Origin of the sequence: Pseudomonas silensiensis, from assembly GCF_050434865.1 — a bacterium.
Taxonomy (GTDB): Bacteria; Pseudomonadota; Gammaproteobacteria; order Pseudomonadales; family Pseudomonadaceae; genus Aquipseudomonas; species Aquipseudomonas fluorescens_W.
Genome location: NZ_JBNDJH010000016.1, coordinates 124,428 through 146,338 on the forward strand (window position 1 = coordinate 124,428; position 21,911 = coordinate 146,338).

Here is a 21,911-nt window from a genome sequence, read left to right on the forward strand (position 1 = left end):
AGCAGTCCAGCCAAGTCTTGTCTACACTGCTGTTCACCCAAGGAGGTAGCCCTCAGCTGTGCACCGGCAAAGGAGTGCGCGATGTCTCCCCGTTTGCAGTTTCGCAGCCCGTCCCGGCAACGGGGGGCGATCGGTTTGATGGCGGCGCTGACATTGGGCATGGCCCTGATGTTCTTGCTGGTCGTGGTCGACAGCGGGCGTTTGTACCTGAAAAAACGTGACCTGCAGCGCGTAGCGGACATGGCCGCACTTGAGGCTTCCACCCGAGGGGGTGATTGCGCCGCTGGCAACACCGCCACCGTCTATGCCACTGCCAGCGCAAACCGTAACGGCTTCACCCTTCCTGACCCCAATCACAATCTGCTGGTCGCTTGCGGCGCCTTGACCCTGGATGCCAATAACCTTCGGGTATTTGGCGCCGACCCGAGCAAGAGCGAAGCCATTCGGGTGATCGCCAGCCATTCGGTCCCGCAGAGCCTCGCTGGCGGTGTCGGCGCCCTGTTCGGTGGCGCTCCACGCGGGGCAACCATCAACCTGACGGCCAGCGCTGTCGCCGCATTGCCGCCACCGCAGGCTTCGCTGACCCTGCGCAGCACGACGTTGAGCGTCGACGCCAGCAAATCGACGACGCTCAACGCGCTGTTCGGTGGTTTGCTCGGGGGTAGCCTGAACATCAACGCGGCGGGCTGGAACGGACTGGTGAACACCAACATCAGCCTGCTCGGCTACCTCGACCGATTGAAGGTCGACCTTAACCTCAGCGCTGCCGGGTATGACCAGGTGTTGAGCAATACGATTGCCGTCAGCCAGCTGATCCAGACCGCCGTCAATGTACTGGACCCCGGCGGCACACTCGGCGCGACCGCAACCATTTCTAGTCTTCAAGCGCTGAAAGTCGCGGCAGGCGCAACCACCGTCGTACTCGGCAACGTGCTGCACGTCGAGGCTGGCAGCACCGTGACGGCGCTGGGGACCAACCTGAAAGTGTTCGACCTGATCGAAGCCGTCGTGCAACTGGCCAACAAGAAAAACGGCCTGGTGGCGACCCTGCCGATCAACCTCGCGGGGCTCGCGCAAATCACTGCTCGGGTGCAGATACTGGAGCCGCCACAGCTCTCGGCCATCGGCAATCCGAAAAGCGCCGCGCTCGCGCCTTTGGGGCCCAACCGGATCTATGTGAAAACCGCTCAGGTGCGTACGTTGCTGTCGATCGACTTGCCCATTCTGAGTGCGATTCAACCCTTGCTCGAGGCGGCGGCGGATCTTGCCGGACCGTTGACCAATACCTTGAACGCCTTGCTGCATCTCAATCTGGTCGGTGTCATTGACTCACTGACCTGCGCGCTAGGGGCTGCCTGTGAAACACCCTCGATCGTGCCGCTTTCCGATACCGTAAAGCTCGATGTCGCACTGGACGTCGCGAGCGCTAACAGTTACGTCACTGCCTACAGCTGCGTCAGCGCCACCAACAAATCCCTGACCACCAATACCAGCACTTCACTGGTGAAGTTGAAAATCGGCAAGATCGATCCGAACACGGTTTTCGGCAACAACACCACGCCGCCCACCGTGGTGGTACAGCCGTTGAAGGTGATCGATATCGGGGTGAAGACCTGCCGCCGGTTCCTGATCTTGCCCGTCAGTTGTGACCCGCGAATTCCAGGCGTCGGTGGCGGCATCGATATCATGGCCGACACCACCGTGGCACAGAGCGCCAACATGCCGCACGTCTATTCCGCTCCGCCGGCCACCAGCCTGCCGGAGATCAACCAGCCACCGTTCTACTATTCCTGGTCCACCAGCAATATCGTCAGCAGCCTTACCGACACGGCGACTAACATCAAGGTCGACATGTACGGCCCGACGGGCAGTCTGGTCGGTGGTCTGGGGGCCATCCTCAGCAGTGTCACCACATTGCTGGTCAACGCGATCAACAGCGTGCTCAGCCCGTTACTCGACACCTTGATCAACACACTGCTGCTCAGCCTGGGGATCGATCTGAACAAGGTCGATGTCGGCGCCAACCTCAGTTGTCACTCAGGACGAGCGACGCTGGCGATCTGATCGTCGGCGGCAATCGGCAGTTCGATACAAAACCGTGCCCCCTCGACCGAGTTTCTGACGCTCAGTTTTCCGCCCATGTTCTCGACGATGCCGTAACTGACCGACAACCCGAGCCCGGTGCCGACACCCACGGGTTTGGTGGTGAAGAACGGCTCGAAAATCCGCTCCAGCAACCGTGGATCGATACCGCCGCCGTTGTCCTCGACCCACAGCCGCACCGAATGCGCATCACGTTCGGCGTACACCGAGATCCACGGTTTGAATTCGCGGTCGGCCTCGCGTTTGCCGAGCAATGCATCCCGAGCGTTGACCATCAAGTTAATCAACACCTGTTCGAGCTGATCGACGTAACCGCGCACTTGCACTTCAAACCCGGTCTCGTTGACCCGCAGTTCGACCCCTTTGCCGCGCATCCCTTCGGCCAGCAGCGACAGCGTGCCTTCGATGGCTTGCGCCGGATTAAACGGATGCTGCTCGATCTCCGAGCGGCGGCCAAACACCCGCATGTGATCCACCACCCGCGCGGCGCGCTGGACCTGTGCATCGATGCGGTTGAGCTTGTCGGTCAGGTAGTCGATCTGCGCATCGCCATTGCTCAGACGCTTGAGCACGTTGACGATGGCCATGCGCATCACATTCAACGGCTGATTGATTTCATGGGCCAGCCCTGTGGCCATTTCACCGAGGGTGGCCATTTTTGCGCTTTGGGTGAGCTGCTGCTGGGCGCGGCGCACTTCGGTGTTGTCGCGACCCACGGCCTGAATCTCCAACAAATGGCCGTCCTCATCGAACACCCCGCGATCCGACCACACCCACCAGGCATGTTCCCGTCCCGGCAGTTGCAGGTTGATTTCCGCGGTGCTGACCGGGAATTCCGGGCTGAGTCGGCCGAGCCGCTGGAGAAACGCTTCGCGCTGTTCCGGCGACATCCAGCTGCCCAGATTCACCCCGGGCAGTTGTTCGGGCGGGCACTCCAGGTAAGTCGCCAGCGGGCGGTTGCCGAAGGTCAGGGTCAGGTCCGGGCGGTAGCGGCAGATCATCGCCGGAGAGTCTTCCACCAGGATCCGGTAGCGTTCTTCACTCTGCTTCACCTGTTCGGCGGCCAGGGTTGCTTCGGTGACGTCCAGCCACAGGCCGACGGCTTCCACCGGCAAGCCAAGGTCGTCGCGCAGTAACTTGGCTTCATCGAGTAGCCAGTGGTATTCGCCGCGACTGTCGCGCAGCCGATAGCGGGCGCGCACCGAACCTTCACGCAGCAAATGTCGGGTACGTTCGAAGTACCGATCGCGGTCATCCGGGTGCACCCTTTCAATCAGGTTTCCCGTCGTGCAATCAGCCAGTGTCCAGCCGAGCAGCGGCAGTAGGCTGTCACTGAAAAACGTCGGTTGCAGCGCACCTTCGACATAGCGCTGCACGTAGATCACCGCCGGCGAACTGGCGATCAGATTGTCCAGTCGGGCATGGGCCGCCGCGGCGTTTTGCTCCTGGTTTTTGATGTCACTGATGTCGAGCATGAAACCCAGCATCCGCCGGTTTTTACCGAGGCCCAGAACCTGGCCCTGCAGGCGATACCAGTTCGGCGTTTGTGCCAGGCGCACGCACAGCAGCAGCGGGGTGCCGTCGTCCTGTAAGGCTTGCAGACGACTGCTCAGCTCTTCCCGGTCGGCGGGGTGCACTCGATCCAGCCACTCGTGCAGAGGCAAACGATCGATCGCAAGGTTCAGGTGACTGGCCAACGACGGCGCCAATTGCACCTCACGACTGTCGCTGAACACCTCCCACCATCCGGTGCCGAGCAAGGCTTGCAGCGACTCCAGCCGTTCCAGTTGCAGATGGTGCCGCTGCTCACGCAAGCGCTCAAGCAACGGGCCTGCCAATGCGGCGGTCAGTTGTAGCCAGTCGCGATAATTCAGGTCGGGTGCATGTTGTTGCACCGGATAAAGGCCACACAGCAACCAGGCGACCACACCCTGAGCATCGTGATAGGGCACCGCGAACCCTTCGGCATTACCGAAGATGCCTTGCAAACGGGGATGTTCAGCGGGCGTCAGGCATTGCGGCGCAGAGCCGTTCAGGCTGTCGAGCCCCGTGCCCAGGCGCTGAGCGTTTTGCCACAGGTGGGGCGCATCGAAGGCCGTGTATTGCTGGTGTATCTGCCAGCCTTCTTCCTGTTCATCGAGTAACGCCACCGCAATGCATGGCATGTGGAAACGCTGGGCCAGGCCTTGCAGCTGTTCCACCAACACCTCGGGCAGACGCGTCAGGTTGCACCGGCGCAACTGTTCGCCGATCTGCGCTGCGAGTAATTGGCATTGTTCGCGGCTGCGTGATTGTCGGCGATCGAGCAACAAGTCGCCGATGTCCAGCAACTGCAACAGCCAGGCATCGGCCAATGGCTGGACCCAGCCACGCAGGTGCAGGGGTTGTCCATTGAGGCTGTAAAAGTCCAGGTCCAGAGACTGTCCCTGCCAGTCGACGGGCGAACCTTCAATGGCGAGGCCGCTGTGGGGCATGAGGAAATCGAGCAGGTGGGGTGCTTGCGCTGCGGGCGTCTGCTGAGCCAGCACATGCCGCAGCGGGCCGGTCAGGTGAATCACTCGACCTTCGGCATCCAGATGCATCTGCAAGCCGACACTTTGCACGCTCAGGGTGTCTGGCATGTCCGCTGGCTGAGGCGGATGGCGGTTAAGCAGGCGCCCGAAAAGTTTGTCTGCGGAACTCAAAATTGCAGGCTCGAACTGGCGGTGAGGTTTGCCGGCAGATTGGGCACTTGGCCAATTCCCGGCAAGTTCAGAAACGGGATGACCTGCTGCAGTTTGCTGGTGGGGTAGCTGATGCTGACCTTCAACACGCCGCCCACGTAGGTGGCGCTGGCGTCGGTGGCGACATTGAAATTCAGTGCGGCAGGAATCCAGGCCAGCTGCCGGCTCAGTTCTGTCGTGGCCACGGTTTTTACCGCGGTGTCGTATCCGGGGGTGCTCGGATCCAGCGCCACGCTTCGGCGCACCGCTTCGGCGGTCGACTGGGTGAACGATTGCATCAGCAACAGCGGCAAGCTGTAAGTCACGATTCCATAAAACACGGCGAAAAAGATCAGAAACACCAAAGCGAATTCAATCGCTACAGCGCCTTTTTGCTTACGGGGGAGGCCTGTTTTCATGACTGCGTCTACCCTGACATTCACGACGTGATATCAGCATAGAATCATTCAGCCAAAACGGACGTTTTTTACCGGATGCAGAGCTTTGTACTACTGATCTGGCTGACGCTATGCGCAGCACAGGATGCTCGAGAACGGCACATCGCCAATGGCCTGACCCTTGGCGCCGCGGTGTTGGCGCTGGCGTATCTCCTGTGGACGGGCACTACCTGGCTGGGGGCCGAGGCGGTGCAGGGCGGCTGGGCTTTTTTGCTGGCGCTGGCTTTCACCTTGCCCGGTTATGCGCTGAGACGCTTGGGCGCAGGCGATGTGAAATTGATGACCGGCCTGGGGCTGGCGACTGACGGCATGCACCTGCTCGGCGTGTTCATCGGTGCCGGATTGGCCAGTGTGCTGTGGCTGCTGCTGGCGCCAAGAGTCTGGCTTCATATGGGCCAAGGGCTTAGAGATCATCTTCGATATCTGGGGCCTGGAATGTCAAAGAAACAACCCTTTGCACCCTTCGTATTGGTGGGCCTGTTGCTCACACTCGCCTGGTTTCACTAGTCCCCCGTTCTATGTACAGAGTCGGAAAGTACGTCTACTTTCAATTCAGCAGTTGTCCAGTCTGTTGTTGTTTGTAGAGGAACGGTCAACGTTGACCCGGCAGGGAGTCGCACGTGAACAAGCTTTCTTGGGCTGTAAAAATCCTAGTGGTCGACGACCAGCCGCTTATTGCCGCGCAGCTTTGTGAGTTTCTTGAAGGCCGCGGTTACCGTTGCATTCCTTGCGAGACTGGCAAACAGGCCGTCGAGCGTTTCAATGAAGACGAAGCGATCGGCCTGGTGCTTTGCGATTTGCACATGCCCGGTCTGGACGGGATTCAACTGGTTCAAGAGCTGCAACGGCTATCCGGCAAGCACCGTGTGTTTGAAGCAATCATGCTCACTGGGCGTGCGGACAAGCAGGATGTGATCAAGGCTCTGCGGGCCGGGTTTGCCGATTACTACCAGAAGCCGATTAATCTGGGTGAGTTGCTCGAAGGGATTGCGCGTCAGGTAGTGGTTTTGCAGGAACGGCAGAAGAATGTGCAGCTGGGGCATCTGGATCAGAAGCTGCAGTACCTTGCCGAGTCGATCGATGATCTGTATCAGGATCTGGATAAGGTTCGGCGTGGGCCGCGGTTATCGGTTTCCTCTGATGAGGATGTCAGTGCTGTGGATCGGGTTGAGATCCCGGCGATTTTCAGTCAGCTGTCGCCAAGGCAGTGGGAGGTGGCGCGGTTGGTGGGGAAGGGGCAGACGAATTATCAGATTGCCTGTGAGTTGGGGATTACTGAGAGCACGGTGAAGCTCTATGTGTCGCAGGTTTTGCGGCTGACGCATATGCATAATCGGACGCAGTTGGCGCTGGCGTTGTTACCCGGTCATTCTGGATTGCGTCAGGGGGTAACTACGCATTAGGTATTTGTTGGTGTACCTGTCCATTCCTGCGGTAACGGCCGCTTACCAAGGCTACGCGCTCCTTCGCTGGCGGCATTACCCCCCGATCTAGACTACCCCCCCGTTCCACCATCCACCTGCCCGCTTTCATACTGATCAAAGTACTCCGGGATCTCATGCTGATAGCTTTTCAACCAACGCTGCATGCTCAGTTCGCGCTCGGTCGCGGTTGAGGTTTGCGGTTTCTGGGACGCCGCTTTGTTGCTGCGTTGCAGTTGCAGCCAGCCTTCGGTTTCCTGTTGTTGGGCCGAAGCGGGGCCGGGGTCGATGGCGTGAGCGGTGAGGGGCAGGGCCAGCAGGCCGATGCAGCAGAGGATGGTGGGTTTCATCAAAAGCCTCTCCTTATTGAAGCGTCGGTATGGCGACGGCGACCTGGTTTACGGCGGTCGGGCCGGACTTGCCCGGTGTCTTGAGTCTTTGCGCGCGGGCCTGGGCTTCGGTGACTTGGGCGGGGCTCAGGCCGAGACTACTGACGAGTTCGGCCGCGCGGCTCCAGTCGTCCTGGTAGATCAGCAGCGTGACCAGATTCAACGCGGCCAGTTGATCGCTTTGCTTGAGTTCCATGGCCGTCAGAAATTCAAAACGCGCATCCTCGACGCGTAGTTGGTTGAGGTACACCACACCGAGGTCGTTACGGATTTTCTCGTCGGTCGGCGCCAGTCGCGCGGCCCGTTGCAAGTGGGCTTGTGCCAGGCCGTTGTCGCCCTTGGCGGCGGCGAGTTGGCCCAGGCCGTGTTCGGCTTGGGCAGCCAGGCAACTGCCGAGCAGGCTGCGGTACAACGGCTCGGCTTCGCTGCGGCCCAGAAGTCGATAGACCTTGGCCTTGCGCAGGCGCACGTCGGCCAGGTTGTCGGGCAGGCTTTGCAGGTTGGCGAGACTGGCGTGCAGTTTGCCGTCATTGGCCATGTCATCGGCGAGGTTCAGCGACAGCTGTTCTTCGGAGGTCAGCTTGCCGCAACTGGCCGTGTTGGTCAGGGCGCTCCAGGGCGTCGCACCGTTGCTTGCGCAGCCGCCTAACAGCAGCAGACTCAAACCGGCAATGATTGCTTTCATAACGATCCCTCTAAGAACCAAAGGCATGGGACAGGGCGGTGAAGCCCGGGCCGGCCAGTACGATCAATAACGCCGGGAAGAGAAACAGCATCATCACGACGGACATTTTGGCGGACAGCTTGGAGATGTATTCCTGCAAGCGCGTCAGGCGCCGGTCATCGAGCAATTGCTTGAGGGTCAGCAAGGATTTCATCGCCCCGCCCCCCTGATGGATCAACTGCTCAAGGATGACGCAGGTGTCGGTGAACTCGTCGACGGCCAGCAATCGGGTGGCTTTGTTCAGCTCTTCACCCAGTTCCAGGCCGGAATCGACCCGGGCCAATACCAGACGCAACTCATGGGTCAGGGCCGGTAATAATTGTTTGCCTTCATTGCTCAACACTCGCAGCGACTGCTCCACCGCCATGCCCGATTCGAACAGGATGCGCAGCAACGGAATGAAGGTGGAAATCTCGGTTGCCAGTTGTTTCTGCCGACGCTGCGCGGCAGCGGCCAGCAACCGTTTGGGCAACAGATAGCCGATGCCGGTGGCGAACACCGGGGCCATCCAGTGGTTGTCGGTATGAGGGAAGAACACGCCCTGGATCAGCAAGGTCAGGGCCAGTGCCAGCACCGGAGCGCCTACCTGGAACGCCGCGAACAGTGAACGTCGCCGGGCGCTGCGCCAGCCGAGACGGTTAAGCAATGCCTGGGTTTCGTTATCCAGGTTGACCGAGCGCTGGCCGATCCGGCTGCTGCCCAGCACCTGCAGCCACTGATCCACCCGGTGGTCGTTCGCGAGTTTGCCGTCGAGTCGTTGCGCCACCTGGCGAACCCGCCGACGGTGTTCCAGCAAACCGCTGAGCAGCAACAAGGTTGCGCCCAGAAACAGCAATGCGCAGATCAGCAAAGGCACTTTCATACGCTGCGCAACATGTGCCAGAGCGCCAGGCTGCCGACCACCTGCAAGCCGAACGCGGACGCGAGCATGATTTGCCCTGAAGGGTCGTGCCACATGGCGAGCAAGTAATGGGGGTTGGTCGCGAGGAAATAGCCGGCCAGGCCAATCGGCAAACAGCCCAGGACCCACGCGGTTACCCGGGTTTCACCGGTCATGGCCCTGAGCTGGCGCGCAGCCTGCTCGCGCTCCCGAATCATCTTGATCAGGTTTTCCAGCAATTCGCTGGCATTGCCGCCATAGCGGTGATTGACCTTCAAACCGAGTGCGAACAGGCGAAGTTCGTCTTTCTCATACAGCTCGGCGAGGTCAGCCGCGGCATCCGGCAGGCTGACCCCCAGCTGCACGTTGCGCTGAATCCGCCCCATGGCATTTTTCAGTGGGTCTTCAGCGACGTCGATGGCGCCCAGCACTGCATCGGCCAGGGTGCGCCCGGACTTCAGACTGCGCACGGTGTGATCGAGCATGGGTGGCAGCTGTTCGATCATGCGCTGGAGTCGGCGCTGATAACGCCAATTGACATACAGACGCAGAACCAACGGCGGCAGCAGTAACAGAACCAGCAAACCCGCCCAGCCACCGCTAGCAAATCCTAGCAAGACGCCAAAGGCCCACAGCAGCAGCCATACCCCCAGACGCTCAGAGGGACGCCCAAGGCCGGCGCGCAGAAAAGCCCGATCCAGACCCACCCAGGAGGTTTTTGCCTGCACCGGCTGCGGTTGCCCCTGGTTCAGGCGTCCCAGTACCCGTTCGGTGCCGGTCTGGCGCAAACCGCGATAAAACAGGCGGATCGACAGTCCGAGCAAGACCAGGCAAGCGAGGATGAGCAGCACCGGTTTGAGCATGCCGTGGCCTTCAGTAAGCGGAGGGAGTGAGCGCCAACTCACGGCGCAGTTTGTCGCCGGCGGGGTTGACCGCCTCGCGCATGAATCCGAAACCGCTACGCCGGTCGAGCCGGAACAACGTGTTGGTGACATACACGTCATCACGCAAGCCGATCACCTCCACCACTTCGCTGACGCAGCGGCGACCGTCGGGCATGCGCGTCAGCTGGATCACTACATCCAGTGCGGCGCAGATCATTTGCCGCAAGGTACGTTCGGCGATGGCGCGGCCCGTCAGGCCCACCAATGTCTCCAGGCGCAACAGCGCATCCTGGGCGTTGTTGGCGTGCACGGTGCTCATGGAACCGTCGTGGCCGGTGTTCATTGCGGTGAGTACGTCCACCACTTCGACGCCACGAATCTCGCCGAGGATGATTCGGTCCGGGCGCATCCTCAGGGCGTTGCGAATCAGGTCGCTGGACTTCACTTCGCCGTGGCCTTCGGCATTCGGCGGTCGGGTTTCCAGACGCACCACGTGAGGGTGGCCCAGTTGCAGTTCGGCGACGTCTTCGATGGTGACGATTCGTTCGTGAGGGTTGATCAACTGGCTGAGAATGTTCAGCAGCGTGGTCTTGCCGGTGCCGGTGCCACCGCTGATCAGGATGTTGCAGCGCTTGCCCACGGCCTCCTGAATAAAGTCGAAGATCGCCTGATCGATGGTTTGCATCGCCATCAGGTCCGAACTGTTGAGCATGTCCTTGCGAAATTTACGTATCGACAGGCAGGGGCCATCGAGGGCAATCGGTGGAATGATCGCGTTGACCCGGCTACCGTCGGGCAGTCGTGCGTCGACCATTGGCGACGACTCATCGAGCCGTCGACCGAGGGGCGCGAGGATCCGTTGCATGACCCGTTCGACGTGATGCGCATCGATGAAGCGCAGGTCGCTTTGATGCAGTACGCCGTCGCGTTCAATGAACACCCGGTGCGGGCCGTTGACTAGAATCTCCGTCACCGCCGGGTCTCGCAGCAGCACTTCCAAAGGGCCGAAACCGGTGAGTTCGTCGACGATTTCTTCGGCCAGGCGCTCCATTTCATAGCGGGAAATCGCCAGGTGCAGCCGGGCGATGTACTCGGCAACCTTGTCGATGACGAACTGTGAGAGCACCTGCCTCGAACCCTCCAGCAGGTTTTTGCCGGACTCTTCGATGGCGTCGATGATGTAGCGGTGCAGCACCAGTTTCAGACCTTCGTGGTCGGTGTTGCCGCTGGTGGTGCGTACAGGGGCACCGAAGAGTTTTTCACCGTTCATTGCGCACCCCTCAACCGGTTGAACCAGCCAGACTTGGGTTTGGCCAGACCCTCGGAGCGCTTGGCCAACTGATCGCCGAGGGCGCGCAGGCTTTGAGTCAGGCCTTCGCGGGGGGCCAGTTCAAACAGCGTCACACCTTGGTTCTTGGCGTTAAGTCGAACTTCCGGGCTGTAGACGAGGGTCGCGATGATCTCCATGCCGAAGCTTTTGCTCAGGGTGTCGGCGTCCGGTGCGACGTTGCGCAGGTAGCGATCCACCAGCAGCCTGGCGTGATCGAGCTTCATGCCTTTTTCACGCCACAGGCTGAGTACCGCCAGGTTGCGACGGCAGTCGAGTACGTTCTGATCGGTGTACCACAGCAACTTGTCGCAATGGGTGACGAAGGTGCGTAGCGCTTCGCTGTCCGGCTGGCCAGTCAGGTTCACCACGATGTGCTGGAAGTGTTGGCGCAGGGCGCTGAGCAGCATGTACAACTCGGCGGTGCTGGTGTGTTCCAGCGGCTCATCGTGGTTGGCGTAGGCGAGGATCCGCAACCCGGCGGCGCAGTTGGTGAACGCGCTGTCGATCAGCGTTGAGTCGAGGCGCCGCAAGTGCCGGAGTGCATCGCCGAAGTGGAACGAACTCTCCAGCCCGAGCAAGGCCAGGCTGTCACCGCGCGGCAGGCCCAGGTCCAGCAACAGCGTTTGCTGTCCGCTCTTGTGCACCACTTGCGCCAAGTGCGTGGCGAGCAGCGCGCCGTCGGCGTTGATCTGCACACCGTAGAGCACCGTCAGGCCACCCATTTGGGTGTTCGGGGCCACGGGCGGCAGGCGTTTGCTCAGCCGTCGCACCAACCCCGCGACTTCACTGGAGCGCGAACCATAGGCGACGAAATCCCGCGCACCGGCGCGCATGGCATTGAGCACGAGTTGGTTGTCCATGCCATCGCCCAGCGCGACGATCGCCAGCATCGGTTTGGCTTCCAGGGCGCCTTCGATCAGTGCGCTTTGGGCCACCACGTGTTCGCGGTCCAGGCCGATGAACACCAGGCTGGCGAAGGTCACGTCCACCAGCGCCAGCAACTCGTCGAGGCTGCCACTGCCGGCGCTGACCACTTGGCCCAACGGGGCGAGGGAGCCTTGCAGCCACTCAAGGTCGGTTCTGTTGCGCGTGATCGCGAGGAAAGTCTGGCTCAGGTTCTGGCTCTGGCTCATTGCGATAACCCGCTGCGTTTATCGAAGTCGCCGTTTTCGAGGAAGTACAAGCGATACCAGTTCGGGTCATAGTTGCGCAGCTTTTCACCCGGCAACGACGGCAGTTGTGCGTTGGCAGCCAACGGTTGGACCAGGTGCGGCGTGACGATCATCAGCAGCTCACGCTCTTCGCGGTTGACCGATGAGGTGCGAAAAAACGCACCGAGAATCGGGATATCGCCCAGGCCTGGAAACTTGCTGACTTGCGAAATGTTGTGAGTGCTGATCAAACCGCTGATGACGAAACTCTCGCCATCGGCCAGCGAGATGCTGGTGTCGGTGCGGCGAATGGTGAACGCCGGGACGGTGGTGCCGCCGATGGTCACGCCATTGTTGAAGTCGAGTTCGCTGACCTCCGGCGCCACTTTGAGGGTGATGCGGTCGTGGCTGACCACGGTCGGTGTGAGCGTCAGGCGGATGCCGAATTCCTTGTATTCGATGGAGTAGCTGTTGCTGTTGGCGCTGGGCACCGGGATCGGAATCTCACCACCGGCCAGGAAGCTCGCGCTCTGCCCGCTGAGGGCCACCAGGCTCGGCCGTGCCAGGGTGTAGGCGAAGCCGCTGCCTTCCAGGGCGTTGACGATGCCGAGGAATTTGCTGCTGCCACCACCCCAGACAATGTTGAAACTGTCGTTGAGCAACGGGATGCTGGGCACTGCGATCCGGGGATTAATGTTGGGCAGCGGCACCACGCCCGGCGTCACGGCCGTGTTGGGCACGGTACCGGGTGCGCCGAACAGGAAGTTGTTCGAGCCCTTGCCGAAAATCGACGTGCCGGCCTCTTTCAGTTTGGTCCGGCTGACTTCGACAAAACGAATGTCGGTCTGTACTTGCGAGGGCAGCAGTGGGTCATCAGAGGGTAACCGTGTTGCGCTGGTCATCGCCGCGGTGGCCTTGCCCTGAACGAACACCATGCTTTGGCGCGGAGCGCTGGCGCAGGCGGTCCAGACCATCAGGCTGGTCGCGCCGGGGGCCATCCCGGTTAGCAGAAACGCTTGATTGCCGTTGACTCGCACGTGGGCGATTTTCGGGTCACCCACCGCCACCCGAGTGATTGCTACCGGCGATTGCACCTCCTGTTGCAGCCCTTCACTGACTTCCAGCACTGCAGGCAACGAACCCAGCGCGGCGCAATTGCCGGCGGCGGCGAACGTTACGCCAAGCGGCACGCCGCTCAGTAAAGAGATCCAGAGCAGGCCTTGAAAAAGGGGCATGGAACGACTGCGCATTTAGATGCGTCCTTGCTCGATTCAGGGGGTTTGTTGGGTAATTTCGTTGCCGCGGATGACTTCCACGCTCGACTTGCGCGGTGCTGTGCCGCCGTGGGTGACGACAGGTTTGGGTGGGGGCGTCATGGCCAGTTGGCTGAACTGGATCAACTCGCGGTTGGCATTGGCAAGATTGGCCGATGAATCGCGTTCGCCGGCCCAGTAACGAGCCAGACGTTTTTCATCGGCGCTGCGTACGGCCAGGCGCAACACGCCGGCCTGGGCCGCTAACATCAGGCGGCTCAATAGTTGTTCGGGGACGGCAAGCAAGACGCTGCGGGCGCTGGGGCGCAATTGTTCCTGCCTGAGTTTTTCTTCGAGGCTGCGGGCCGGGCTTGCGGGTTGACCGTCGTTGGTCAACCCCATCTGTTCGCCCACCCCGAGTACCCGCAAGGCCGGCACCACCAGTTGCGCCGACGGCTGAAGGTTGTTGTTGTCCATGCGAAGAAACAGCAGCACATCGACATAGTCCCCCGGTGTCAGTTGCCCACCGGCATTGATCACTTCATCCACCGCGACGGCGAGGGCGCGTTCATCGGGACGAATCATCCGCGCCAGTCTGCCGCCGGCTTCGAAGCTTTCATCATTGAGCCAGGTGCCGGCGCTGAGGGCGCGCCAAGGCGTTCGGCCAATCGCTTGATCGAGGCGGCTCAGGCTGCCGGTCGGGACGGTACGGAGGTTTTCCAGGGTCACGTCGGCGGCGCTGATCGGCACGAACGGTGGCACATCATGCAGCAGCACCACCACCGGTTGGCGAGTGGGGTCGTCTACGGGGGCCGGCGTCTGGGCGATGGGTGCAGGCGTGACGATTGCGGATTGCACGACAGGCTCGGGAGCGGGTTGGCGGCTCAGCGTGAGGCCCCAGTAACCGGCAATAATGGCGCCCACCAGAAACAAACCAGCCAGGCCCAGAGTGATACGACTGTTCGTGATGGCTCTCCCTTTCCTGCTGCTTGAGACCTCATCGCATCCAACGAGTCAACTTCGCAATCAGGCAGCAATAAAATGGAACTATTTCGCTATTTGACGGTAGCTCAGCTAGAGCAAAAAGCCATTACGGGCCTGAAAATAACTAACGAAAGTAAGGGGGCAGGGCGCAAATGAGGCTTTTTTGGCGTCAACGAAGCGACTAATACTTTAGTGATAATTCGTTCTTACAGTTGTGGGCACGGGGAATGCCGACAATGCTGATGCTGGCAAAGGGGAACCATGTTGCGACTGTGCAACACCCGTCGTCTTTCAGGAGAACTGCCATGTCCTTTATCAAGATTGCTCAGAAGATCAAATCCGAAATCGCTTTTTACAAAGGCCTGGTCAAAGATACCGAGGGTGCTTCGGGTATCGAATACGCCATTATTGCGGGCATGGTGGCAGTCGCTTTAGCGGCGTTTGTGACGCCGATCTCCACGTCTGTCACCACCATGTTTACCACTATCAAAAACGCGCTTTGACCTGCCTGCTGTCAATGGTCAGCTACTTGCTAATCCCGCAAAGGGCTTCTAACGTCAGCGCTCAGTCCATTGCAGGTGTTGCCCATGAACGCTCCCTCACTTCCACGCCAACAGCTTCTTCTGGTCGATGATGAGGAGGATGCGCTGCTGGAATTGGCGGAATTGCTGGAGGGCGAGGGATTCAATTGTTTTACCGCCACCTCGGTCAAACTCGCGTTGCAACATCTGACGCGTCACCCTGATATTGCGTTGGTGATCACTGATCTGCGGATGCCGGAGGAGAGTGGCATGTCGTTGATCAAGCGGTTGCGCGAGCATACGTCCCGCCAGCATTTGCCGGTGATTGTGACGTCGGGGCATGCGGACATGGAGGATGTCAGTGACATGTTGCGGTTGCAGGTGCTCGACCTGTTTCGCAAGCCGATTTATCACGTGCGGTTGTTGGAGACGTTGAATAATTTGTTTCCACTGCCGCGCGTGGATTTAGTCAGTCCGTGATTGATCGTTCCCACGCTCTGCGTGGGAATGCAGCCAGGGACGCTCTGCGTCCCAAGAGCCGAACGCAGAGCAAGGGAGCGATCAGGTCAGGCAACCGGCCGCCAATGCCCCTCCATATGCTCAAGCCCCCCCGCACCCACCAACAGCAAATCCCCGCTCGACCCTGCCGCACTGGCCAGTAATGTCACTTCACTGGGCAACCGCACCGGTTTGCGAAACTGCACCGCAATCTCGACATTCGCCGCCGGCAGATAATCGGAAAGCGCCGCAAGGGTACGCGCCTTGTTCCACAACCCATGGGCGATGGCCGTCGGGAAACCGAAGAGTTTGGCGCTGACGGCACTCAGGTGGATCGGGTTGTAGTCGCCGGACACTTTGGCGTACTGCCGCCCAATGTCCGACGGCGCTTTCCAGTGCGCCACTTCCGACATTTCCAGCGTCGATGCCAACACGTCTTCTACGGGCTCGCCTGCGAGCTTGACCCCGCGGCACAACATCTGGCTTTCAGCTTCCCACAACGCTCCTAACTGATCGTCGAGCGTGGTCACCAAATCGAACATCGCGCCCTTTTCATGTGGCTGAAGGTTTTGCACCTGAACGCTGACCCGCACGCGATTCACACCGCCCATTGGGCGAAAGACACGAATGCGGTTGCTCAGGTGAATCAACCCCAGCAGCGGGAACGGAAACTCCTTGGCCGTCAGCAACTGCATCTGCAAGGCGAACGCGAGGATGTGTGGATAGGTTGGCGGCAACAAACCGTTCTCGGCAAAACCGCAGACCTTGCGATAGTCCGCCAGGCGCTTCGGATCGACATTGATCCAGCAGCGCAAACCCGAATCGGGCAGGGTGGTGCCGGTGATTTTGCGTCGCGTCGCGGCCCGCACGTACAGTCCCGACAGGCTCGGTTCGCGGTTGAGTAGGTGCCAATCGATGATCATGCCTAAGCCCCCAAAACACTTTGTCCGCACACTCGCAACGCTTGCCCGGTGAACGCGCCGGTGCCCGGTTGAGCCAGCCACGCCACCGCTTCGGCGACGTCTTGCGGCAGGCCACCCTGGCCCAGCGAACTCATGCGTCGCCCGGCCTCACGCACGCCGAACGGAAGGTGCGCGGTCATCTGGGTTTCGATGAAACCGGGTGCTACCGCATTGATGCTGATGCCGCGCTGATTCAGCAGCGGCGCCCAGGCCTGGGCCAGACCGATCAGCCCGGCCTTGCTCGCGGCGTAATTGGTTTGCCCGCGATTGCCGGCGATGCCGCTGATGGACGCCAGCAGGATCACCCGGCCGTTGTCGTGCAGGGTGCTGCTGTCGAGCAGTGCCTTGGTCAGCACTTGCGGCGCATTCAGGTTGACCGCCAGCACCGCGTCCCAGAATTCCGGGGTCATGTTGGCCAGGGTTTTATCCCGGGTAATGCCGGCGTTGTGGACCACGATATCGATGCCGTCGGGCAGTTGCTCGACCAATTGCGCGGCGGCGTCTTCGGCGCAAATGTCCAGGGTGATGCTGCGTCCGCCGAGGCGTGCGGCGAGGGCTTCGAGGTCAGTCTTGGCGGGTGCTACGTCGAGCAGGATCACTTCGGCCCCGTCGCGAGCCAGGGTTTCGGCGATGGAGGCGCCGATGCCGCGTGCCGCGCCCGTGACCAGAGCCTTACGGCCAGACAATGGGCGAGTCCAGTCCGCCACCTGCGTGTCGCAGGCATTCAAGCGAATCACTTGTCCGGAAACGAACGCACTTTTGGGCGAGAGGAAAAACCTCAGCGGGCCTTCCAGTTGATCCTCCGCCCCTTCGCCGACATAGATCAGCTGCAAGGTGCCGCCGCTGCGCAGCTCCTTGGCCAACGAACGGCTGAAGCCTTCCAGCGCTCGCTGGGCACTGGCGGCGAACGGATCGCTCAAGGTCTCCGGCGCGCGACCCAGAATCACCAGGTGCGCGCTGTGATCAAGGTTTTTAATCAACGGCTGGAAGAATTCGCGCAGCTGTTTGAGTTGATCGGTTTGCACCAGGTCGCTGGCGTCGAACACCACGGCTTTGAGTTTGGGGCCGTGGCCGGGAATCCACGCGGTGGCCAGTGAAGGCTCGGTGCCGTAGCTGTAGATCGCGTCGGTCAGGCGGTTGGCGAAGGTGCCGATGTTCTCCGTCAACGGGCCTCCGCCTATCAACAGCGCCCCCTCTACAGGCCGCAGCCGGCCTGCTTGCCAGCGCTCCAGCCGAACCGGCGACGGCAGACCCAGGGCCCCGACCACACGATGGCCGATGGACGAATTGGCGAAGTCGATATAACGGTCAGACATGGAACGCGCTCCAGCAGCTGGGGTTCAAAGTGTGGACCATGAATCGCAATCAGTCGTTCGATTCACGAGATTAGGCCTACGCTTGTGGGTTATGGCCTTCACAGAATAGGAAGCTTTTCATGACTCAGCTGCGCCGCGTTGCGATTATTGGTGGTAACCGTATCCCCTTCGCCCGTTCCAACGGGCCGTACACCACCGCCAGTAATAAGGCGATGCTCACCGCCGCGCTCGAAGGCCTGATAGAACGCTACAACCTGCACGGTTTGCGCCTGGGCGAAGTGGCGGCGGGGGCGGTGGCCAAGCACTCCCGGGATATGAGCCTGACCCGCGAATGTGTACTCGGCTCGCGGCTGGCGCCAACCACCCCGGCCTACGACATTCAGCAGGCGTGCGGCACCGGTCTGGAAGCGACGTTGCTGGCGGCGAATAAAATCGCGCTGGGCCAGATCGAGTCCGCAATCGCCGGCGGCGTCGACACCGCCTCCGACGTGCCGATCGGCGTCAACGAAGGCCTGCGCAAAATCCTCCTGCAGGCCAACCGCGCCAAAACCACTGCCGACAAACTGAAAGCCTTCCTGCAACTGCGCCCCCGTCACCTGATCCCGGATCTGCCAACCATCAACGAGCCACGCACTGGCCTGTCGATGGGTGAGCACTGCGAGTTGATGGCCCAGGCCTGGAACATTGCGCGCGACGAACAGGACCAACTGGCCTGGGAAAGTCACCAGAAAATGGCCGCGTCCTACACCGAAGGCTGGCACAACGATTTGATGACGCCGTTCCTCGGTCTGACCCGCGACAACAACCTGCGCCCGGACCTGACCCTGGAAAAACTCGCCTCACTCAAACCGGCGTTCGAGAAAAGCGCCAAAGGCACCCTGACGCCGGGTAACTCGACGCCGCTCACCGATGGCGCATCGCTGGTGCTGATGGGCAGTGAAGAATGGGCCAAGGAACGTGGCCTGCCGATCCTCGCGTATTTGCGCGATGGCGAGGTGGCGGCGGTGGATTTCGTCAACGGCGCGGAAGGGCTGTTGATGGCGCCGGTGTATGCCGTGCCGCGTTTACTGGCGCGCAACGGCCTGACCTTGCAGGACTTCGATTACTACGAAATACACGAAGCCTTCGCCGCGCAGGTGCTCTGCACGCTGAAGGCGTGGGAGGATCCGGAATTTTGCAAAACCCGCCTCGGTCTCGATGCGCCACTGGGCTCCATCGACCGCAGCCGCCTCAACGTCAAAGGCAGTTCACTGGCGGCGGGGCATCCGTTTGCCGCGACTGGCGCACGCATCGTCGCGAACCTGGCGAAGTTGCTGGATGCGGCGGGTAAAGGTCGAGGCTTGATCTCGATCTGCGCCGCCGGTGGCCAGGGGGTGACAGTGATTATCGAGCGCTGAGGGCCGGGGTGCTTTGTTGTTGGGCCAGTTGCCGGTTGCGGTTGGCGTAACTCTCGGCCATGACCGAGCAGACGATCAGCTGCAACGGGTGGTAAATCATGATCGGCAGCAGGATCAGCCCGAGCCCCGGGTTGGCGCCGAAGATCAGCGCCGCCATTGGCGCACCGGCGGCCAGGGATTTCTTGCTGGCGCAAAACACCGCGGCGATTTCATCGGCCGGGCTGAATTTCAAGGCGCGAGCGGTGCGGGTGGTCATCCACAGGATGATCGCCAGCAGGATCGCACTGCCGATCAGTGCCGTGAGGATCACGCTGTTGCCCTGTTTTTGCCACATCCCCGAGACCATCGAATTGCAGAATGCTGCATAGACCAGCAACAGAATCACCAGCTTGTCGACGATGTTGGTGTAGCGCTTGTGGCGGGCGAAGAACTTGCCGAGGAACGGCCGAACCAATTGGCCGAGCACCAGCGGCAACAGCAACATGGCGCAGAGGTCGAGCAGGGTTGCGCCCAGATCGATACCGCCCGCGCCGCTGCCGACCACGAAACTCACCAGCAACGGCGTCAGGAAAATCCCCAGCACGCTGGACAGGCTCGCGTTGAGAATCGCCGCCGGTACGTTGCCGCCCGCGCTGCCGGTCAGGGCCACAGACGAGGATATGGTCGAGGGCAAAGCGCAGAGGTACAGGAAGCCCAGCATCAGCAGCGACGGAATGTGCGAACCCAACAGCTTGTCACTGAGCAGCCAGATCAGCGGAAACACCGCAAAGGTGAACCCCTGAACCATCACGTGCAGCTTCCAGTTTTTCAGACCGCGGGTGATCTGCTCGCTGGACAGGTTGACCCCGTGCAGAAAGAACACCAGGAACACGCCGATGTTGATCACGTATTCAGCGTGCATTCCGCCGCCGGTAGCACCGAAGGTCGGGAAGAAATACGCCAGCAGCGTGGCGATCAACATGCCGCACAAGAACCAGTCAGTGACCACGCGTTTGAGGTGTTTGAAGGCATGCATAACAGGCACCGAATACATTTGTAAGAATTGGTGACTTAGCCTAACGTCGGCCCCATCAGCCGTCTTGCGACATAAGGCCAATCAATGCCGACTAACGGACAACTTTCCCTCGAACGGACGATTCCAACGCTGAAGGCGTTGCCGCGTCCGCTGTATGCCCGTGCGGAAAGCCTCAACGCCGGCTCATGGACGCCGCCGCATCGACACGATTGGGTGCAGTTTTCCTACGCGATCAGCGGCGTTCTCGGCGTGCACACCGCCGAAGGCAGTTTCTTTGCCCCGCCGCAGTGGGGCATCTGGATTCCGGCGGATCTCGAACACCAGGTGGTGACTTCGATGCGCGCCGAAATGCGCAGCCTCTATGTGCGCCGTGAGGATTGTGAATGGGCGGACGGGCGTTGCCGGGTGCTGGAAGTGACGCCGTTGGCCCGCGAGTTGATCAAGAGTTTTTGTTTGCTGCCGGTTGAATATCCACAGGGCGACAGCCAGGAAGCGCGGCTGGTGAGTGTGCTGCTGGACCAGTTAGCGCATTTGCCGGAGGTCGGCTTCTCGCTACCGTTACCGCGCCATGAACGGTTGCTGGGATTGTGCAACGAGCTGATCGAAAGCCCTGAGCGCAATGTGACGTTGCAGGCGTGGGCTGAGCGGTTGGGGATGTCGGAGAAGACCTTAATGCGGTTGTTCCAGCGGGAAACCGGGTTGAGCTTTCGAGGGTGGCGTCAGCGGATGCGGTTGCTCTCGTCGTTGAGTTTGCTGGAGGAGGGGGACAGCGTGACAAATGCCGCGCTGTCTTGCGGGTATGACTCGACTTCGGCGTTTATTGCGGCGTTTAAGGGGTTGTTTGGGTTTACCCCGGGAGAATTGTTTCGGCAGTGAGAGCCAGCCCCTCACCCCAGCCCTCTCCCCACGGGGGAGAGGGGGGAAAGGGAGCCGATCTTCATGTTCTTCAAATCCTGAGTTCGACTCGATTTCTCAGGTCGATGTAGCTCCAAGAGCAACTCGGTCAGTCCCCTTTACCCCCTGGGGAGAGGGTTAGGGTGAGGGGTGGATCTCAAGCCCTCCCCAATCTCAAGTCCTGAACCGCCGAACCAACCCATCCAGCTCATTCGACAGCCCCGCCAGACTCTGCGAATCCAGCCGCGCCGAGTTCGCCAGTTCCGCCACCAACTGCGCATCACCATGAATCTGGCTGATGTGCCGATTGATGTCTTCCGCCACCTGATGCTGTTCTTCCGCCGCGGTAGCGATCTGGGTGTTCATGTCGCGGATCACGTCCACCGATTCGCGAATCAGCCCGAAGCTGCTGCGTGCTTCACCGATCCGCGTCACCGATTGCTGGGACACTTCCAGGCTCGCATGCATCTGCTGGGTTACTTGGCTCGTACGTTTGGCGAGGTTGCCCAGCAATCCATCAATTTCCGCCGTGGAATCGGCAGTCCGCTTGGCCAGCGCCCGAACTTCATCGGCCACCACCGCAAACCCACGACCCTGTTCACCGGCCCGCGCCGCTTCGATGGCCGCGTTCAGTGCCAGCAGGTTGGTCTGTTCGGCAATCGAGCGAATGGTCCCGAGGATTGACTGAATGTCGTTGCTGTCGCGCTCAAGCTGTTGCATCGACTGGGCCGACTGCTCGATTTCCTGGCTCAAGCGGTCAACGCTGGTCACGGCCGCATCAATCTGCTGCTGACCTTCACGCGCCTGGCGCTGGCCGCTGTCGGCCGATTCCGCCGCCTGGCTGCAAGAGCGCGCGACTTCGTTGGCGGTGGCGACCATTTCGTGGAACGCCGTGGAAACCATGTCCACCGCTTCACGCTGACGCCCGGCCGCTTCGGCCATGTCGCTGGAGACCTGGGTCGAACTCTTGGAGGTGGCGAGGATCTTGGTCGCGGCGCCGCCAATGCTCTGGATCAGGTTGCGAATCGC

21 protein-coding genes are annotated in these 21,911 nt (G+C 60.8%); 7 read left to right on the plus strand and 14 right to left on the minus strand.

What is annotated here, in order from left to right:
• Positions 1 to 81 precede the first annotated feature (81 nt).
• Positions 82 to 2,064 (plus strand): pilus assembly protein TadG-related protein, encoded by a 1,983-nt coding sequence (locus QF010_RS22150; RefSeq protein ID WP_429533955.1) that lies wholly within the window; start codon positions 82 to 84, stop codon positions 2,062 to 2,064.
• On the opposite strand, the gene QF010_RS22155 is transcribed toward QF010_RS22150, so the two are convergent.
• Both QF010_RS22155 and QF010_RS22160 read right to left on the minus strand, forming a co-directional pair.
• A complete protein-coding gene (locus tag QF010_RS22155) occupies positions 2,034 to 4,787 on the minus strand; it encodes a PAS domain-containing sensor histidine kinase (RefSeq protein ID WP_429533956.1) in 2,754 nt (917 codons plus the stop codon). The two genes, QF010_RS22150 and QF010_RS22155, sit on opposite strands and share 31 nt — an antisense overlap.
• Positions 4,784 to 5,224, minus strand: a complete 441-nt coding sequence (locus tag QF010_RS22160; protein WP_033059552.1) for a TadE/TadG family type IV pilus assembly protein — start codon at positions 5,222 to 5,224, stop codon at positions 4,784 to 4,786. Before QF010_RS22160 ends, QF010_RS22155 begins: the two co-directional genes overlap by 4 nt.
• Before the next feature lie 75 nt (positions 5,225 to 5,299).
• Between QF010_RS22160 and QF010_RS22165 the strand changes: the two genes are divergently transcribed.
• Positions 5,300 to 5,770, plus strand: coding sequence for a prepilin peptidase (locus QF010_RS22165; protein ID WP_123369221.1), 471 nt, complete (start codon positions 5,300 to 5,302; stop codon positions 5,768 to 5,770).
• 113 nt (positions 5,771 to 5,883) lie between these two features.
• On the plus strand, positions 5,884 to 6,666 hold the full coding sequence (locus QF010_RS22170) for a response regulator (RefSeq protein ID WP_429533957.1): 783 nt from the start codon (positions 5,884 to 5,886) through the stop codon (positions 6,664 to 6,666).
• Between the two features lie 92 nt (positions 6,667 to 6,758).
• Here QF010_RS22170 and QF010_RS22175 read toward each other — a convergent pair whose 3' ends face one another.
• Genes QF010_RS22175 through cpaB form a run of 8 tightly spaced genes read right to left on the minus strand, consistent with a single transcriptional unit; the run spans position 6,759 to position 14,264 of the window.
• Positions 6,759 to 7,034, minus strand: coding sequence for a DUF3613 domain-containing protein (locus QF010_RS22175; RefSeq protein WP_033059547.1), 276 nt, complete (start codon positions 7,032 to 7,034; stop codon positions 6,759 to 6,761).
• Between the two features lie 13 nt (positions 7,035 to 7,047).
• Complete coding sequence (locus tag QF010_RS22180; protein WP_429533958.1) at positions 7,048 to 7,758, minus strand: tetratricopeptide repeat protein; 711 nt, start codon at positions 7,756 to 7,758, stop codon at positions 7,048 to 7,050.
• Positions 7,759 to 7,768: 10 nt separating this feature from the next.
• Positions 7,769 to 8,659 carry a type II secretion system F family protein gene (locus tag QF010_RS22185; protein ID WP_429511192.1) on the minus strand — a complete coding sequence of 297 codons (891 nt, stop codon included), beginning with the start codon at positions 8,657 to 8,659 and terminating at the stop codon, positions 7,769 to 7,771.
• Positions 8,656 to 9,540: a type II secretion system F family protein gene (locus QF010_RS22190; RefSeq protein ID WP_429533959.1), complete on the minus strand. Its 885-nt coding sequence runs from the start codon at positions 9,538 to 9,540 to the stop codon at positions 8,656 to 8,658. Before QF010_RS22190 ends, QF010_RS22185 begins: the two co-directional genes overlap by 4 nt.
• 10 nt (positions 9,541 to 9,550) lie before the next feature.
• On the minus strand, positions 9,551 to 10,831 hold the full coding sequence (locus tag QF010_RS22195) for a TadA family conjugal transfer-associated ATPase (protein WP_429533960.1): 1,281 nt from the start codon (positions 10,829 to 10,831) through the stop codon (positions 9,551 to 9,553).
• Positions 10,828 to 12,024 carry a CpaE/TadZ family protein gene (locus tag QF010_RS22200; protein ID WP_033059539.1) on the minus strand — a complete coding sequence of 399 codons (1,197 nt, stop codon included), beginning with the start codon at positions 12,022 to 12,024 and terminating at the stop codon, positions 10,828 to 10,830. The genes QF010_RS22195 and QF010_RS22200 overlap by 4 nt, the downstream gene beginning before the upstream one ends.
• Positions 12,021 to 13,292 (minus strand): type II and III secretion system protein family protein, encoded by a 1,272-nt coding sequence (locus tag QF010_RS22205; protein WP_429533961.1) that lies wholly within the window; start codon positions 13,290 to 13,292, stop codon positions 12,021 to 12,023. The genes QF010_RS22200 and QF010_RS22205 overlap by 4 nt, the downstream gene beginning before the upstream one ends.
• Positions 13,293 to 13,313: 21 nt before the next feature.
• A complete protein-coding gene (gene cpaB / locus QF010_RS22210; RefSeq protein WP_429533973.1) occupies positions 13,314 to 14,264 on the minus strand; it encodes a Flp pilus assembly protein CpaB in 951 nt (316 codons plus the stop codon).
• A gap of 320 nt (positions 14,265 to 14,584) precedes the next feature.
• On the opposite strand from cpaB, the gene QF010_RS22215 reads away from it, so the two are divergent.
• Both QF010_RS22215 and QF010_RS22220 read left to right on the plus strand, forming a co-directional pair.
• The gene (locus tag QF010_RS22215; protein WP_429533962.1) at positions 14,585 to 14,782 is read left to right on the plus strand and encodes a Flp family type IVb pilin; all 198 of its coding nucleotides are present in this window, start codon (positions 14,585 to 14,587) and stop codon (positions 14,780 to 14,782) included.
• An 84-nt stretch (positions 14,783 to 14,866) separates the two neighbouring features.
• Positions 14,867 to 15,280 carry a response regulator gene (locus QF010_RS22220; RefSeq protein WP_033059532.1) on the plus strand — a complete coding sequence of 138 codons (414 nt, stop codon included), beginning with the start codon at positions 14,867 to 14,869 and terminating at the stop codon, positions 15,278 to 15,280.
• Positions 15,281 to 15,366: 86 nt separating this feature from the next.
• Here QF010_RS22220 and QF010_RS22225 read toward each other — a convergent pair whose 3' ends face one another.
• Both QF010_RS22225 and QF010_RS22230 read right to left on the minus strand, forming a co-directional pair.
• Positions 15,367 to 16,221, minus strand: coding sequence for a MaoC family dehydratase (locus QF010_RS22225; protein ID WP_429533963.1), 855 nt, complete (start codon positions 16,219 to 16,221; stop codon positions 15,367 to 15,369).
• Positions 16,222 to 16,223: 2 nt separating this feature from the next.
• Positions 16,224 to 17,576 (minus strand): 3-oxoacyl-ACP reductase, encoded by a 1,353-nt coding sequence (locus tag QF010_RS22230; protein WP_429533964.1) that lies wholly within the window; start codon positions 17,574 to 17,576, stop codon positions 16,224 to 16,226.
• Positions 17,577 to 17,695: 119 nt separating this feature from the next.
• On the opposite strand from QF010_RS22230, the gene QF010_RS22235 reads away from it, so the two are divergent.
• A complete protein-coding gene (locus QF010_RS22235; RefSeq protein ID WP_033059525.1) occupies positions 17,696 to 18,973 on the plus strand; it encodes an acetyl-CoA C-acetyltransferase in 1,278 nt (425 codons plus the stop codon).
• Here QF010_RS22235 and QF010_RS22240 read toward each other — a convergent pair.
• Positions 18,960 to 19,988 (minus strand): bile acid:sodium symporter family protein, encoded by a 1,029-nt coding sequence (locus QF010_RS22240; RefSeq protein WP_429511188.1) that lies wholly within the window; start codon positions 19,986 to 19,988, stop codon positions 18,960 to 18,962. The genes QF010_RS22235 and QF010_RS22240 overlap by 14 nt on opposite strands.
• Before the next feature lie 84 nt (positions 19,989 to 20,072).
• Here QF010_RS22240 and QF010_RS22245 point away from each other — a divergent pair, with 84 nt between their 5' ends.
• Positions 20,073 to 20,864 (plus strand): AraC family transcriptional regulator, encoded by a 792-nt coding sequence (locus QF010_RS22245; RefSeq protein WP_429511187.1) that lies wholly within the window; start codon positions 20,073 to 20,075, stop codon positions 20,862 to 20,864.
• A 192-nt stretch (positions 20,865 to 21,056) separates the two neighbouring features.
• Here the strand turns inward: QF010_RS22245 and QF010_RS22250 are convergent, their stop codons facing one another.
• Positions 21,057 to 21,824: a methyl-accepting chemotaxis protein gene (locus QF010_RS22250; RefSeq protein WP_371916927.1), complete on the minus strand. Its 768-nt coding sequence runs from the start codon at positions 21,822 to 21,824 to the stop codon at positions 21,057 to 21,059.
• Positions 21,825 to 21,911: the final 87 nt, after the last annotated feature.

What these genes read in the sequence shown, in the direction of transcription:
- QF010_RS22150 (WP_429533955.1), top strand. Translation starts at nt 82, where the DNA reads ATGTCTCCCCGTTTGCAGTTTCGCAGCCCGTCCCGGCAACGGGGGGCG.
- QF010_RS22160 (WP_033059552.1), bottom strand. Translation starts at nt 5,224, where the DNA reads ATGAAAACAGGCCTCCCCCGTAAGCAAAAAGGCGCTGTAGCGATTGAA.
- QF010_RS22165 (WP_123369221.1), top strand. Translation starts at nt 5,300, where the DNA reads ATGCAGAGCTTTGTACTACTGATCTGGCTGACGCTATGCGCAGCACAG.
- QF010_RS22175 (WP_033059547.1), bottom strand. Translation starts at nt 7,034, where the DNA reads ATGAAACCCACCATCCTCTGCTGCATCGGCCTGCTGGCCCTGCCCCTC.
- QF010_RS22180 (WP_429533958.1), bottom strand. Translation starts at nt 7,758, where the DNA reads ATGAAAGCAATCATTGCCGGTTTGAGTCTGCTGCTGTTAGGCGGCTGC.
- QF010_RS22185 (WP_429511192.1), bottom strand. Translation starts at nt 8,659, where the DNA reads ATGAAAGTGCCTTTGCTGATCTGCGCATTGCTGTTTCTGGGCGCAACC.
- QF010_RS22190 (WP_429533959.1), bottom strand. Translation starts at nt 9,540, where the DNA reads ATGCTCAAACCGGTGCTGCTCATCCTCGCTTGCCTGGTCTTGCTCGGA.
- QF010_RS22195 (WP_429533960.1), bottom strand. Translation starts at nt 10,831, where the DNA reads ATGAACGGTGAAAAACTCTTCGGTGCCCCTGTACGCACCACCAGCGGC.
- QF010_RS22200 (WP_033059539.1), bottom strand. Translation starts at nt 12,024, where the DNA reads ATGAGCCAGAGCCAGAACCTGAGCCAGACTTTCCTCGCGATCACGCGC.
- QF010_RS22205 (WP_429533961.1), bottom strand. Translation starts at nt 13,292, where the DNA reads ATGCGCAGTCGTTCCATGCCCCTTTTTCAAGGCCTGCTCTGGATCTCT.
- QF010_RS22215 (WP_429533962.1), top strand. Translation starts at nt 14,585, where the DNA reads ATGTCCTTTATCAAGATTGCTCAGAAGATCAAATCCGAAATCGCTTTT.
- QF010_RS22220 (WP_033059532.1), top strand. Translation starts at nt 14,867, where the DNA reads ATGAACGCTCCCTCACTTCCACGCCAACAGCTTCTTCTGGTCGATGAT.
- QF010_RS22225 (WP_429533963.1), bottom strand. Translation starts at nt 16,221, where the DNA reads ATGATCATCGATTGGCACCTACTCAACCGCGAACCGAGCCTGTCGGGA.
- QF010_RS22230 (WP_429533964.1), bottom strand. Translation starts at nt 17,576, where the DNA reads ATGTCTGACCGTTATATCGACTTCGCCAATTCGTCCATCGGCCATCGT.
- QF010_RS22235 (WP_033059525.1), top strand. Translation starts at nt 17,696, where the DNA reads ATGACTCAGCTGCGCCGCGTTGCGATTATTGGTGGTAACCGTATCCCC.
- QF010_RS22240 (WP_429511188.1), bottom strand. Translation starts at nt 19,988, where the DNA reads ATGCATGCCTTCAAACACCTCAAACGCGTGGTCACTGACTGGTTCTTG.
- QF010_RS22245 (WP_429511187.1), top strand. Translation starts at nt 20,073, where the DNA reads ATGCCGACTAACGGACAACTTTCCCTCGAACGGACGATTCCAACGCTG.
- QF010_RS22250 (WP_371916927.1), bottom strand. Translation starts at nt 21,824, where the DNA reads ATGGCCGAAGCGGCCGGGCGTCAGCGTGAAGCGGTGGACATGGTTTCC.